Genomic DNA, 12,988 nt, shown 5'->3' with positions numbered 1-12,988 from the left:
ATTTTGATCGTGATTATCATTAGCCAGTAATATTTTGCAAGGATTAATCGTATTCAGAAAAAAAACTGAACCACCTTTTCAGGGCTCAGACAATCCTGAGGATCAGTTGTAGTTAATGTCCACAATAGCGCGCGTGCGCTGGGGATTAAGCCAGCGCACATTGAAGGCGACGCTGGCATCGCTGGCCGCTGCGTAGTCATTAAGCCGGTTCAGGGCTACCTGGCGAGCAACCACTTTCCCACGATGAAAGCAGCTGACGTTCAGTCGCCTATTGTCAACCGGTCGGACGTCGCACGGGGGTTCAACGATACTGCCGCGAAAATGGATGGTGCCACTTCCGGCATGGGCAGCGGTCGTAATAAAAGAAAAAATCAGGGCTGAAATTATAGATTTCATGAATGACTCCAGCGAGTTAGCTCATCCATGAAAGCGATAACGGGTCCGGTCATTTTACTCTGGCACAGCCGCTGGGTTTTGCTGTGTCAGATCAGGATAATTTCTCAGAACCCTGCGTGGCTCACACTCCGGGCCGGTCATTCATTTATGTGGTAAATGTTTTGTTGAAGGCCTCGCTGGCGCTAGTCCGCCAGGCTTTTGGCATCGGGCTTTACATCGGCTGCCTTGCGCGGCCGCGCCAGCCAGCGTCCGCTGAAATTCATCGCCGCGCCAAACGCCACACCCAGCCACAGCGCCGGCAGCACGCTGTGCCAGTCGCCCTGCCCGGCAAAGGTCGCGCAGGCACCGATAAAGGTACCGGGAATAAAGGCCAGCAGCCTGCGCTGGGCCTGTATACACATCACGAACGCGATAACGCCGGTAAGGGCATAACCTGACCACTGCGCTGTCACCAGCGCACCCGCATGGATAATAACCTGCGCCCATACCACGCCGCTGGTGACGGTGGCGAAGGCGATAAGCAGCCCTTTTCGCCCCGGATGCGGACAGGCGAAAAAAGCGGTGCAGCCGAGGAAGCCCGCCCAGGATGGCAGGCTGAGCGCCACGGCGAGCCACGCCCAGAGGGCAGAGAGCAGGCCGGTGGTGAAAGCAAGGGAGAGAGGCGTTTTCATAGCGGCGTATCATAGCGATCGCCGCGCAATGAAATGTGATTGGCGTCACATAATTTTTAATAACGCACAGTGCGTTACATAATAAACGTGATTAATGTCACTCCTGTGACTCAGGCTGCTCGCCTTCTTCTTCCAGCTCGTCCCACATTGCGCCCAGCGCTTCGCGGGTGAGCAGCGCCAGCGTACGCCAGTATGGCGTGGTGGCATGGGCTTCAACCTTGCCGAGGAAGGTGCCGCACCAGGGCAGCAGGAACTCAGCGAACAGGGTTTCCAGCGCCTCGCTTTCGTCTTCAGCGGCATTATCTTCCAGCCAGGACGCGGCCAGCAGCAGAAAACCAAAGTGGTCGGCCGGGGTGCTGCCCATTGGCATGCCGCGCTCGGTAAGGAAGGCTTTCACCTCGCTTTCCGGGGCGTCGTCCAGCCACGCAGAGCGGAACGGTGACACGCGGCAGTCAGCGCCGACGAACAGCGCCGCATAATCCGCCGCCACGTTGCTGTCGTCCACGCTGTTTTGCAGACGTTCCAGCAGCCCGTCCTGCTCCAGCGGCCAGCTCTGGGCCAGCTTGCCTTCGCGGATCGCCGCCAGCAATGGAGCCAGCAGCGGATCCTGCGGCTGGCGATAGTAGAGGGAGCCAAGCACGCGGCAAATCATCGAAAACTCGTTCATAAATGTTCCAGTAAGGTGTGACGTTAAATATCGTTCAGTTCGGGAATCGGTGTCATGCCGCGAGACTCCAGGAAGCCCAGCAGGCGGCGCGGCGAGACGTTAAGAATACGATCTTCCGGGAAATCCACTTCGCGCAGCACCTTCAGCGCCTCGTCAAAATCGCCGAGGGTAAAGGCGGTGTGGGAATCGGAGCCAAGCGCGACCCGGCCTCCGGCGTCACGTACCGCTGCGGCAATGGCGCGGCAGTTTGGTCCGCTGCCTTTACGCGAATGAATAAATGAGGAGTTGTTGATCTCCAGCGCCACGTCGTATTTCGCTGCCGCCGCGGCGATGGCAGGAATATCTACCGGGAATTTCGGGTTGCCCGGATGGCTGATGATGTGCACGTTCCCGCTGGCCATCGTCGCGATCATCGCTTCGGTATGGGTGGCCTGATCCTGCGGCGGGAATACCGGCTCGTGGAAACCCGCCACGATCAGATCGAGCGAGTCGAGCATCGGCCCGGTGCAGTCGATCTCCCCGGCGGTATTTTTGATATTGGCTTCGATACCGCGCAGGATACCGACGCCATCCACTACGCGCGGCCAGATGCGCATATTAATGAAGTGCCAGTGGTGCGGGGCATCCGCCATATCCGGGCCGTGATCGGTAATGGCGAACAGCCGGATGCCTTTTTGCTTCGCGGCAGCAATATAGTCGTGCAGATTGCTGTAGGCGTGGGTGCTGGCAACGGTGTGCATATGCAGGTCAACAGGATACATAAGACGCTCCTTCTGTGATTTACCGCAAGAATAACAGGTATTGACCTGCATTTTTAGCAGTGGTCAGTAGCCGCGCGTCAGATCCACCTGCCCGGTGGTGGCCTCACCCCGCTCCAGCGCGCCGATAGTTTTTGCAATAAAGGCAATGGCTTCAAGCGGACGCGTTACCGCGGCGATATGGGGTGTGATAGCCACGCGCGGGTGCCGCCACAGGTCACTCTCCGGCGGCAGCGGCTCGCGGCGGAATACATCGAGCATGGCACCTTTCAGCTTGCCTGATTCCAGCGCCGCCAGCAGATCCTCATCCACGACGTGCACGCCGCGCGCCAGATTCAGCAGATAAGCGTCATCCGCCAGCTGCTCCAGCAGGGCGCGATTAATAATATTTTCGGTTTCCGGGGTGCTCGGCAGCAGGTTTATCAGCACGCGTGTGCCATGCAGGAAAGCGCCCAGCTCGTCCGGCCCGGCGAAGCTCTCAACACCCGACCAGGATTTGCGGCTGCGGCTCCAGCAGCGCACCGGGAAGCCCCACGCCTGCAGGCTTTGCGCCACGTTATTACCGAGCACGCCGGCCCCCATGATGCCAATGGTGAACTGCTCAGGCTGATAATCATCCAGCGGCTGCCACTGCGCCTGCTGCTTTTGCAGCTGGTAATCGTCAAAGCGGCGGAACCAGTGCAGCACCTGGCTTACGGCGTACTCCTGCATCTGGCGCGCCATACCGGTATCTTCGAGGCGGTAGAGCGGCACGTTACGCGGCAGCAGGTCGGGATGCGTTTTCAGGCGGCTAAGGATGGAATCCACGCCGGCCCCGAGGGCAAAGATGGCCTTCAGCGACTCACGTCCGGCGAGCATCTCGACCGGCGGGTGCCACACCAGCGCGTAATCCGCCGGATCGCTATCGCCGGGTTGCCAGATTCGGATGTTTGCCTCGGGGAGATGGTGTTGCAGATGGGACAGCCAGTATGCGTTATCAAATGTCGGGTGATAGAAAATGATATTCATTGCGTCTCCTTTTTCGCCAGCGTTACGCGAATTGCCATCTGATGCAAGCCTTTCATCAGAAAGAAAAAGCGGCGATTTGCTGATTTATAAAGCAAGTTGCGTGAAGTTTAGCTAAACGCGCCAGCAGGCGTTAAAAGAACGTTGACGCCCCGCGTGCTTTTCCCTACATTAGCGCCCGTCCCGTCAGCGGGATGACAATATGGTGAGGTGTCCGAGTGGCTGAAGGAGCACGCCTGGAAAGTGTGTATACGGCAACGTATCGGGGGTTCGAATCCCCCCCTCACCGCCATATTTGAAGAGAAAGCCTGAACTGACGTTCAGGCTTTTTTTTGCATGGTGCACCGTGAGGGGTGGATGAGAACCCCCGACGGGGTTCGACAGGCGGTTTACCGCCAGGACGACAGGACCGCTTGCGGTCATGTCGCCCGCAGGGCGAGCGCAGCGAGTCAATCCCCCCCTCACCGCCATATTTAAAGAGAAAGCCTGAACTCACGTTCAGGCTTTTTTTTGCATGGTGCACCGTGAGGGGTGGATGAGAAGCCCCGACGGGGTTCGACAGGCGGTTTACCGCCTGGACGACAGGACCGCTTGCGGTCATGTCGCCCGCAGGGCGAGCGCAGCGAGTCAATCCCCCCCTCACCGCCATATTTAAAGAAGAGCTCGCATTTATATGCGGGCTTTTTTTTACATGTTGCACCGTGAGGGGTGGATGAGAACCCCCGACGGGTTCGACAGGCGGTTTACCGCCTGGGCGAGCGCAGCGAGTCAATCCCCCCGATCCTGTCAACATCCGTGGTGCCTGCATGGTGGGTGCGCTGCGCTTACCCACCCTACAAATTCCCATCTTAACCATCGTTTATGGTGGGTGCGCTGCGCTTACCCACCCTACAAGAGCCCCATTTTTCCCCAACGTCGTAGGGCGGGTAAGCGACGCGCACCCGCCGCAGCGGGTTCCGGATTGCATCCAATCACAAATTGCGTAGCGAAACGTACAACCCTTAACCGAACGATAAGGAAAGGAAAAAATCTGCTTGACCCTTTTCGGTCGACTCCCTATAGTAGCGCCCCGTTGCCCCCTGCGGTATCGGGCAACAAGACAATATGGTGAGGTGTCCGAGTGGCTGAAGGAGCACGCCTGGAAAGTGTGTATACGGCAACGTATCGGGGGTTCGAATCCCCCCCTCACCGCCATATTTAAAGAAGAGCTCGCATTTATATGCGGGCTTTTTTTTACATGTAGCTCCGTGAGGGGCGGATGAGAACCCCCGACGGGGTTCGACAGGCGGTTTACCGCCTGGACGACAGGACCGCTTGCGGTCATGTCGCCCGCAGGGCGAGCGCAGCGAGTCAATCCCCCCCTCACCGCCATATTTGAAGAGAAAGCCTGAACTCACGTTCAGGCTTTTTTTTGCATTCAACATCCGTGCTGCCCGCATGGTGGGTGCGCGTTGCTTACCCACCCTACGAGTTCCTGCCGCACTGTTTAACTCTGGTGGGTGCGCTGCGCTTACCCCCCTCACGAATATCCCTGTCCGTACCCATAAAAAAACCCGATGCGGATAAGCGCACCGGGTTTCACAGAACGCAGGTAAATCAACTATAAGCGCTTAAGGTCCGCTGGCAGAGCGCCGAGCGCACGCAGTCTTCTTTGCTGAAGGTCACAACGCTTATCAGGTCATCCTCTTCAAAACGTGCCATGGCGTCGCTCAGACCGGACTTCACGCCCGACGGCAGATCGCACTGGGTGATATCACCGTTGACGATAACGGTCACGTTCTCCCCGAGGCGTGTCAGGAACATCTTCATCTGCGCAGCCGTCACGTTCTGGGCCTCGTCCAGAATCACCACGGCATTTTCAAATGTACGTCCGCGCATATAGGCGAACGGCGCAATTTCTACCTTACCAATCTCCGGACGCAGGCAGTACTGCATGAAGGAGGCACCCAGTCGTCGCACCAGTACGTCATAGACCGGGCGGAAATAGGGCGCGAACTTCTCCGAAATGTCACCGGGCAAGAAGCCGAGATCTTCGTCAGCTTGCAGGACCGGACGGGTAACGATAATCCTGTCAACGTCCTTATGTATCAGGGCCTCAGCGGCTTTTGCCGCAGCGATCCAGGTCTTACCGCACCCTGCTTCGCCGGTAGCAAAAATCAGCTGTTTGGTCTCTATTGCCTTGAGATAGTGCGCCTGAGCGTCGGTACGCGCGACAATCGGTGAGCTATCACGACTGTCACGCGCCATGCCAATTGATTCAACTCCGCTCATCTGCACAAGCGATGTGACCGATTCCTCTTCACGCTGTTTGTGACTGCGTGAATCCCGTCTCAGCACACGTTTGGCTTCACGGCGAGCTTTGATCACTGCTTTCTGTCTTCCCATGGATGGCACCTTGATAAGTTGGTTTACATCGTACGCGTCGCCCTGCGCGACGCGCTTATGCGCACGAACATTTGAGGTTTGGCTTCCTTGTAAGCCAGTTACTGCCGGTTGATAAGACATGACAATGCCGCCTGACGCGGCATCCGCCATGTCGGTTAAAAGGGTTTTTGCGGTGTGATGCGAATATTGAGGGGCGAAGATAGCGCTGCCGGAGGGTGCTCCTCCATGCCGGATGGTGCGGTTTCGGTTACTACGTTGTCCGTATGAGGACGCTACCATTCGCAATCTCCATCGTGATACAGCCACAGTCGGGGAAACAGCGTCTTATGGAGTAATTACAGCAAACGTTATCAAAATTACAACATCATTTTTACTAAATGATAACGAGCGCCGGTTCCGCCAGGTGCTTCTCGTTATGACAGAGAAATATTACAGAAATATATCAAGGCACTGGCATAGAAAATATTGATGCCTCAAAAAGCATCAATATTGTCAGTGAATGATTTATGCCGGGAAATGACCCGCCCTTACGGGCGAGTCATCAGGCATTGAGTAGCGCTTCACCCAGCCAGCCGTCTGCCGTCGCGACGCCCGGCAGGGCAAAGAAATAGCCGCCGCCGATGGGTTTGATGTACTCCTCCAGCGCCTCGCCGTTGAGCCGCTGCTGCACCGCCAGAAATCCCTTCTCCAGATCGTGCTGATAGCAGACAAACAACAGCCCCATATCGAGTTGTCCGGAGGCGGTGACGCCCAGCGAGTAACTGTAGCCGCGGCGCATCATCAGACTGGCGCGCGTCTGTGGGGTGCGCGGATTAGCCAGCCGGATGTGCGCATCAAGAGCAATCACCTCGCCGTCAGGATCGGCAGCATAGTCCGGCTCGTCGTGCTCGCGGGCCATCCCGAGCGGCGCGCCGGTCAGCTTGTCGCGGCCAAAAATCGTCTGCTGCTCTTTGAGCGGCGTTCGGTCCCAGAATTCGACGTGGAACTGAATGATACGCACCGCCTGATAGCTTCCACCCCGGGTCCAGGCCGGTTCGGGCTGGTCAGGGCTGACCCAGACGATCTGCTCCATCAGCGCGCTGTCTTTGCTGTCCGGGTTGGCAGTGCCATCCTTAAAGCCAAGCAGATTGATCGGGGTCTCTTTGCCACGGCTGCGCGCGGCGTGATCCGGGATAAACCCTTCCCGCCTCCAGCGCACGCTGAGCAAATCCGGGGTCTGCTTGATAATGTCGCGCAGGGCATGAATTACCGTATCCTGGGTATTGGCGCAGATCTGCAGCAGCAGATCGCCATGACACAGCGCCGCATCCAGCGAGTCGTTGGGAAAACGCGTCATTTTTTGCAGCTTCGCCGGTTTAAGTGCCGCAAGGCCAAAGCGCGCATCAAACAGCGACGCCCCGAGCGACACCGTAACAGTAAGGTTGTCCGGGGCGATCGTTGCCCCAAGAATACCGGAATCCGCCGGCGGCAGCCGTGGATTGGGCGTTGCCGGTGCCGGGCCGCCTTCGGTAAGGAAGGCAATACGCCGGGTCAGCAAGCGCAACAGCCGTTCGAGATCCTCCCGGCTGGTGGCCAGCACATCAAAGGCCACCAGCATCATCGCCGCCTGCTGCGGGGTCAGGATCCCGGCCTGATGCGGACCATAAAATGGCTGGCGCTGCTGACGCGCATCCGGCGCAAGCGTGCCGGGCGAGGTGGCAGGCACCGTGCCGTGGGCGGCCGGGCATCCCCCCGTGACGGCAAAAGCGCCGCCCAGCGCACCCAGCCCTTTCAGCAGTTGACGGCGCGAGGGTTCGCTCACGCCCGGGTTATGTTTCTTCCCCTGCATTACTGTTAATCCAGACCCAGCACGCCGCGCAGCAGAGAGAGATCTTCCGCCAGTGCGGTAATCGGCCCTTTCAGCGCGTTACGGTCCGCATCGGTCAGCTTGTCGTAGGTTTCGAAGCCGTCCGCAGTACGGTATTTTTTCAGGATCGCGTCCACTTTGACGAAATTACCATCCACTTTCGCCAGTAGCGCCGGGTCGGCTTTCTGCAACTGCGGACGCAGCAGGCTGACAATTTTCTGTGCGCCGTCAACGTTAGCCTGAAAATCCCACAGGTCGGTGTGGCTGTAACGATCCTCTTCGCCGCTGATTTTGCTGGCCGCCACTTCTTCAATCAGGCCGGCTGCACCGCCAACTACTTTTGACGGCGGAAACGCCAGTTCGTTGATGCGTTTTTGCAGATCGACAACATCGGTATAAAGCCTGCCGGCGTAATCGGTCATTCCCTGGGTGGTGTTATCCCCGAACAGGGCTTTTTCCAGGCGGTGGAATCCGGTGAATTTCGGGTCGGCGGCCTTTTGCTCGTAGTCATCTTCGCGGGCGTCAATGCTGCCATCGAGGTCGGAGAACAGCTCCGCGATGGGTTCGATACGTTCATAGTGCTGGCGGGTCGGGGCATACAGCGCTTTAGCTTTTTCCAGCTCGCCCGCTTTGATCGCTTCGGTGAAAGCTTTGGTTCCGGTTACCAGCGCTGCCGTTTCGCTGCTGACCCAGGTTTTGTAGTCGGTGATTGGCTGGGTGAGCGCCAGCAGATCGCTCTGCCCCGCCGTGGCGTCAGCGCCCGCCGCTTTCACCACCAGTTTCCCTTTCGGATTGCTGAGCAGCCCGCAGGTCATCTCGTATTCACCCGGCTGCAGGTTGGCGGTCATCTTCTGGGTGAAGCCGGGCGCGATGTTTTCGCGCTCTTCCACCACCATTACGCCCTTGAGGATCTCCCACTCCAGCGCTTTCTGGCTCTGGTTTTTAATGATGAACTGGGTTTTACCGGCGTTGACGGTCAGCGACATCGGCTCACACTGTTTATCGGTCACGGTCACACTGACCTTCGGGGTTTCTGCAGCCTGCACTGCCAGGCTGCCTGGCAACAACAGCGCCAGCGTCAGGGCGCGAAGGGTAAAGTTGTCGATCATAATCCTTCCCATTAATAAGTATGTTGTAACAATATGAGCAAAACGGCGCCAGGTATCAACGCGCGTTCTGCCGGTATACCGGTTTCCCTGCGGGCAGCAGGAACAGCGTCAGCGTCGGAATCAGATAGATAAACCAGACCGCCACTTCGCTGACCGTCGGGCTCTCCTGATAGCCGAAAATGCCTTCAAGCAGCGTGCCGAACAGCGTATGGGTGGAGAGCACGCCGCTCATATCAAAGGCGATAGTCTGGAAGTGGTTCCATAATCCCGCTTCATGGAAGGCCCGGACGGCCCCGGCGGCAAGTCCGGCGGCCACCAGCAGGATAAACAGACTGGTCCACCTGAAGAACTGGCCGAGGTTGAGCCGGATGCCGCCCCAGTAAATCAGGAAGCCGAGTATCGCAGCGCAGGCCAGGCCCAACAGCGCGCCCACTGGCGGCCAGATCCCGACGTCCTGCTGAAACGCCGCCAGCAGGAAAAACACCGACTCCAGCCCCTCGCGCGCTACGGCGAAAAACACCATCAGCACCAGCGCCCAGCCATGATTCCCCCGGCGTGCCAGCGCGTTATCCACCGCCTGCTCCAGCTCGGCCTTAACGTTACGCGCCACCTTACGCATCCAGAACACCATCCAGGTCAGCATCACTACCGCCACCAGCGCGACCAGGCCTTCAAACAGCTCCTGCTCTTTTTGCGGGAACTCGCCGGTGGTTTCATTGATGAGGATCCCGAGGCCGAGGCACAATCCGGCGGCAAGCAGCACCCCAACCCAGATTGCGCCCATCCATTGCCCGCGCTGGGTGCGCTTGAGATAGCTGGCAATCAGGCTGACGATCAGCGCCGCTTCCAGCCCTTCACGCAACATAATGAGAAAAGGAACAAACATTCCGCGCATCCTTAAATGTGAAGCAAGGTCAATTGCTGCAAAGTTAGGTAAAGATCAACTGATAGTGATTATCATTACGGCCAGAAGAAAGACAAGCGAATTTCACGCTGAATGATGACAAGATGTAAGGCGTTATCAGGCTAATCATTATGTGGCGAACCAACTTATGCATAAGCAATCGTTTACGCAGCGGCACAGTTATGGCTAAATAGCGCCCCCGTTTCTCTGCGATATGCTTAACATGATGACTTTTCTTCATTTCCTGCTGGCGCTGGCGGCGATCCTTGCCCTTGCCTGGCTTGCCAGTTTTGACCGCCGCAAAATTCGCGTGCGCTTTATTCTGCAGCTGATTGTGATTGAGGCCGCGCTGGCGTATTTCTTCCTGCACGCCGAAAGCGGCCTGTTTGTTATCAAATACATCTCCGGCTTCTTCGAAGCGCTGCTGAAATATGCGGCAGAAGGCACCGGATTCGTGTTTGGCGGCATGAGTGAGAAAGGCCTGGCGTTTATTTTCCTGGGCGTTCTGTGCCCGATTATCTTTATTTCCGCGCTGATTGGTATTCTGCAGCACTGGCGTATTCTGCCGATTTTCATTCGTCTTATCGGCTCGGCGCTGTCGAAAGTGAATGGCATGGGCAAGCTGGAGTCGTTCAATGCCGTCAGCTCGCTGATCCTCGGTCAGTCGGAAAACTTCATAGCTTACAAAGGGGTACTGGCCGACCTCTCCTCGCGTCGCCTGTTTACCATGGCGGCGACGGCGATGTCCACGGTATCGCTCTCCATTGTCGGCGCGTATATGACGATGCTGGATGCGAAATATGTGGTCGCGGCGCTGGTACTGAATATGTTCAGCACCTTTATTATTTTGTCGATTATCAACCCGACGCGCCCGGATGCCGAGCCGGAGATTAAGCTGGAAAAACTGCACGAATCCCAAAGTTTCTTCGAGATGCTGGGTGAGTATATTCTTGCCGGCTTTAAAGTGGCGATGATTATTCTGGCGATGCTGATTGGCTTTATTGCTTTAATCAGCGCGGTGAATGCGCTGTTCTCTGCGGTATTTGGTATCAGCTTCCAGGCGATCCTCGGCTACGTCTTCTATCCGCTGGCGTGGCTTATCGGCATTCCGCTGGACGATGCGCTTCAGGCAGGCAGCATCATGGCCACCAAGCTGGTTGCCAACGAGTTTGTCGCCATGATTGAACTGCAGAAGATCGCCGGCGAGATGACGCCGCGCGGGCTGGGCATTCTCTCAGTGTTCCTGGTGTCGTTCGCCAACTTCGCCTCAATTGGCATTGTGGCCGGGGCAATCAAAGGTCTTAACGAGCAACAGGGCAACGTGGTATCCCGCTTCGGTCTGCGCCTGGTGTATGGCGCGACGCTGGTAAGCCTGCTTTCAGCTGCGTTTGCCGGACTGGTGCTGTAAATAACACGGCGGGGAAACCCGCCGTTTTCATCAGAATTGTACGCACACCGGCTGGTCAACGCGCATCACCGACTCCTGCGCGAAGCGCGACTTATAGATCCCCCGCAGCGCCTCAATCCCGGCTTCACTCTGCGCATCATCCCCGTGGATCAGCATCAGCGCCTTACTCGGTTCACGCGCCACCTTGCCATCGTTCCCCAGCCACTGCCCACGAGCATCAAATACCGTCAGGCCATTACGAAAACGCGGCGTGACCTCGCCATCGACAAACTGCTGCCACTCCTGCGCCGTAATACCCGCCCCTGCCGGACGATTCAGGCCAAAATAGAGCGTGGTCTGCACCCTCTCATTATCCGCCGCACAGCGCAGCGGCGCATTTTTCTCAGGGGTGACGGTGGCACATCCGGCCAGCAGCATCGCCAGCGCAAGGGCCATTCCGGTGTTGCGTATCATCTGCGGTTATCCTCGTTGTTGTTTGTCCAACGATAACACACTGAATTGCTGAGTTTTTCAATAGTCTGTGTCGCGTAATACCGGGCGTTTGCTCGCCAGCGCCTGCTCGATGATGGCCGCCCCACGCGTCGCGCCACCGCCCTCTGAAACCTGCTGGCAGGCGGCCTCAAGCCGACGGCGAAAGCGGTCATCGTTCAGCAGAGCGGTGATGTGCCTGGCAAGGGAGCGGGAAGAGGCAAAGCGCGATACCCGCAGGCCCAGCCCGTGATGAACAATACGCGCCGCGATAGCCGGCTGATCGAACGCCACCGGCAGCAGGAGCAGCGGGCGCGCCGCCGCCACGGTTTCCAGCACGGTATTCAGCCCGGCGTGGCTGACCACCACGTCGGCACGGCGAATAAATTCCGGCTGGTCGATAAACGACTCCACCCAGGTTGCGCCGTGGTGATACAGCGACGCCACTTCGTCCTCAGACAGGCGATCGCAGTGGGTCACCATCACCTGCACCCCGGCGCGGCGGCAGGCGGCGGCCATCTTGCGCAGCAGCCTGTAAGGGTGCTCCTGCAGGGTACCGAGGGACGCATAGCCCAGCGGGGCAGCGCCCTGCTCCGACGGCGTAGCGGCTGGCGCGCCAGGTTTTTCCGGTTGCTTCATGGCACCGATGTAGTGAAAACAGTTCGGCAGCGCATGGCGCGGAAAATCCAGGCTGCGCGACCACTGGGCGATCTGCGCCAGCGGCGAAAGGCACTGGTCGGGACGGTCACGCGGCGTGAGGCCAAGGCGCAGGCTCTGGGCGCGAATAGCCCTGTAGAGCGGGCGCATAATCAGGTCGTAGACCCGCTCGCTGCCGCGATACAGCCGCTGCGCCCGCTCATCTTCGGCGTAGGCAAACGGCATCACCGACAGCGGGAGATGCGGCTCGCGATTGATGGGTAGCGCGCAGGCCACGGAGACAAACGGCAGGCCGAGGCTCTCACTCACCAGGCTGCCCGCCGGCTCCATCTGATCGACAATCACGCCATCGACTTTCAGGGTCCGCAGCAGCGCGGGCAGCTCGCGACACAGCGCCTCCGTGAGCGCCGCCATTGTACGGGCAATGCGCCAGATGGCGCGCCTGGCCGGGTTTTGCATATGGCGCTGCGCCGCAAGGATCGCCGCGGGCAGCGACGGGCAGGCGTGAATGTTGTGCAGGCCCGGCGTGACGGCGTCTTCCGGCAGGATAAACGTCAGGCGATGCCCGCGCTGGCTTAAGGCTGCGGCCAGCACTTCCAGGGTGCGGATATGGCTGAACAGAGGGGGAACAACGATGGCGTAGTGACTCATATCATCCTTAACACTGTCGCGGTCACCGGTAGCGTCCGGGCGCGTTCTCTATTAAGCAGGATA

The 12,988-nt window shown here is 58.3% G+C and carries 12 protein-coding genes and 2 tRNA genes; 3 read left to right on the top strand and 11 right to left on the bottom strand.

Annotated elements, in window-relative coordinates; genetic code table 11:
• Positions 1-102: 102 nt before the first annotated feature.
• From KFZ77_RS07085 to ghrA, 5 genes are all read right to left on the bottom strand, one after another.
• Positions 103-396, bottom strand: coding sequence for a hypothetical protein (locus KFZ77_RS07085; protein WP_264385841.1), 294 nt, complete (start codon positions 394-396; stop codon positions 103-105).
• A 182-nt stretch (positions 397-578) separates the two neighbouring features.
• On the bottom strand, positions 579-1,067 hold the full coding sequence (locus KFZ77_RS07080; protein ID WP_031520078.1) for a DUF1097 domain-containing protein: 489 nt from the start codon (positions 1,065-1,067) through the stop codon (positions 579-581).
• A gap of 97 nt (positions 1,068-1,164) precedes the next feature.
• Positions 1,165-1,734, bottom strand: a complete 570-nt coding sequence (locus KFZ77_RS07075) for a TorD/DmsD family molecular chaperone (RefSeq protein WP_264385840.1) — start codon at positions 1,732-1,734, stop codon at positions 1,165-1,167.
• A gap of 23 nt (positions 1,735-1,757) precedes the next feature.
• Positions 1,758-2,495, bottom strand: coding sequence for a phosphatase (locus tag KFZ77_RS07070; RefSeq protein WP_031520082.1), 738 nt, complete (start codon positions 2,493-2,495; stop codon positions 1,758-1,760).
• 63 nt (positions 2,496-2,558) lie between these two features.
• Positions 2,559-3,500, bottom strand: coding sequence for a glyoxylate/hydroxypyruvate reductase GhrA (ghrA, locus tag KFZ77_RS07065; protein WP_264385839.1), 942 nt, complete (start codon positions 3,498-3,500; stop codon positions 2,559-2,561).
• Positions 3,501-3,701: 201 nt separating this feature from the next.
• Between ghrA and KFZ77_RS07060 the strand changes: the two genes are divergently transcribed.
• Positions 3,702-3,789 (top strand) — tRNA-Ser (locus tag KFZ77_RS07060).
• An 814-nt stretch (positions 3,790-4,603) separates the two neighbouring features.
• Positions 4,604-4,691, top strand: a tRNA-Ser gene (locus KFZ77_RS07055).
• Between the two features lie 402 nt (positions 4,692-5,093).
• On the opposite strand, the gene phoH is transcribed toward KFZ77_RS07055, so the two are convergent.
• The 4 genes from phoH to efeU form a co-directional block, all read right to left on the bottom strand.
• The gene (phoH, locus tag KFZ77_RS07050; protein ID WP_035890904.1) at positions 5,094-5,882 is read right to left on the bottom strand and encodes a phosphate starvation-inducible protein PhoH; all 789 of its coding nucleotides are present in this window, start codon (positions 5,880-5,882) and stop codon (positions 5,094-5,096) included.
• Between the two features lie 541 nt (positions 5,883-6,423).
• Positions 6,424-7,710: an iron uptake transporter deferrochelatase/peroxidase subunit gene (efeB, locus tag KFZ77_RS07045; RefSeq protein ID WP_264385838.1), complete on the bottom strand. Its 1,287-nt coding sequence runs from the start codon at positions 7,708-7,710 to the stop codon at positions 6,424-6,426.
• A gap of 5 nt (positions 7,711-7,715) precedes the next feature.
• A complete protein-coding gene (efeO, locus tag KFZ77_RS07040; protein ID WP_264385837.1) occupies positions 7,716-8,837 on the bottom strand; it encodes an iron uptake system protein EfeO in 1,122 nt (373 codons plus the stop codon).
• A 55-nt stretch (positions 8,838-8,892) separates the two neighbouring features.
• Entirely contained in the window at positions 8,893-9,723 is an 831-nt protein-coding gene (gene efeU, locus KFZ77_RS07035; RefSeq protein WP_264385836.1) for an iron uptake transporter permease EfeU, read from the bottom strand.
• Between the two features lie 241 nt (positions 9,724-9,964).
• Here efeU and KFZ77_RS07030 point away from each other — a divergent pair, with 241 nt between their 5' ends.
• Positions 9,965-11,149 carry a NupC/NupG family nucleoside CNT transporter gene (locus tag KFZ77_RS07030; protein WP_264385835.1) on the top strand — a complete coding sequence of 395 codons (1,185 nt, stop codon included), beginning with the start codon at positions 9,965-9,967 and terminating at the stop codon, positions 11,147-11,149.
• Positions 11,150-11,179: 30 nt separating this feature from the next.
• On the opposite strand, the gene KFZ77_RS07025 is transcribed toward KFZ77_RS07030, so the two are convergent.
• Both KFZ77_RS07025 and KFZ77_RS07020 read right to left on the bottom strand, forming a co-directional pair.
• Positions 11,180-11,602, bottom strand: coding sequence for a DUF3574 domain-containing protein (locus KFZ77_RS07025; RefSeq protein WP_264385834.1), 423 nt, complete (start codon positions 11,600-11,602; stop codon positions 11,180-11,182).
• Between the two features lie 57 nt (positions 11,603-11,659).
• Positions 11,660-12,925: a glycosyltransferase gene (locus KFZ77_RS07020; RefSeq protein WP_264385833.1), complete on the bottom strand. Its 1,266-nt coding sequence runs from the start codon at positions 12,923-12,925 to the stop codon at positions 11,660-11,662.
• Positions 12,926-12,988 lie beyond the last annotated feature (63 nt).

Source organism: Siccibacter colletis (genome assembly GCF_025914095.1).
Taxonomy (GTDB): Bacteria; Pseudomonadota; Gammaproteobacteria; order Enterobacterales; family Enterobacteriaceae; genus Siccibacter; species Siccibacter colletis.
This window is presented reverse-complemented; position numbering and strand designations above follow the sequence as displayed.

Bases quoted from the DNA above. Each gene is read 5' to 3' on its own strand.
- KFZ77_RS07085 (WP_264385841.1), bottom strand. From the start codon at position 396: ATGAAATCTATAATTTCAGCCCTGATTTTTTCTTTTATTACGACCGCT.
- KFZ77_RS07080 (WP_031520078.1), bottom strand. From the start codon at position 1,067: ATGAAAACGCCTCTCTCCCTTGCTTTCACCACCGGCCTGCTCTCTGCC.
- KFZ77_RS07075 (WP_264385840.1), bottom strand. From the start codon at position 1,734: ATGAACGAGTTTTCGATGATTTGCCGCGTGCTTGGCTCCCTCTACTAT.
- KFZ77_RS07070 (WP_031520082.1), bottom strand. From the start codon at position 2,495: ATGTATCCTGTTGACCTGCATATGCACACCGTTGCCAGCACCCACGCC.
- ghrA (WP_264385839.1), bottom strand. From the start codon at position 3,500: ATGAATATCATTTTCTATCACCCGACATTTGATAACGCATACTGGCTG.
- phoH (WP_035890904.1), bottom strand. From the start codon at position 5,882: ATGGGAAGACAGAAAGCAGTGATCAAAGCTCGCCGTGAAGCCAAACGT.
- efeB (WP_264385838.1), bottom strand. From the start codon at position 7,710: ATGCAGGGGAAGAAACATAACCCGGGCGTGAGCGAACCCTCGCGCCGT.
- efeO (WP_264385837.1), bottom strand. From the start codon at position 8,837: ATGATCGACAACTTTACCCTTCGCGCCCTGACGCTGGCGCTGTTGTTG.
- efeU (WP_264385836.1), bottom strand. From the start codon at position 9,723: ATGTTTGTTCCTTTTCTCATTATGTTGCGTGAAGGGCTGGAAGCGGCG.
- KFZ77_RS07030 (WP_264385835.1), top strand. From the start codon at position 9,965: ATGATGACTTTTCTTCATTTCCTGCTGGCGCTGGCGGCGATCCTTGCC.
- KFZ77_RS07025 (WP_264385834.1), bottom strand. From the start codon at position 11,602: ATGATACGCAACACCGGAATGGCCCTTGCGCTGGCGATGCTGCTGGCC.
- KFZ77_RS07020 (WP_264385833.1), bottom strand. From the start codon at position 12,925: ATGAGTCACTACGCCATCGTTGTTCCCCCTCTGTTCAGCCATATCCGC.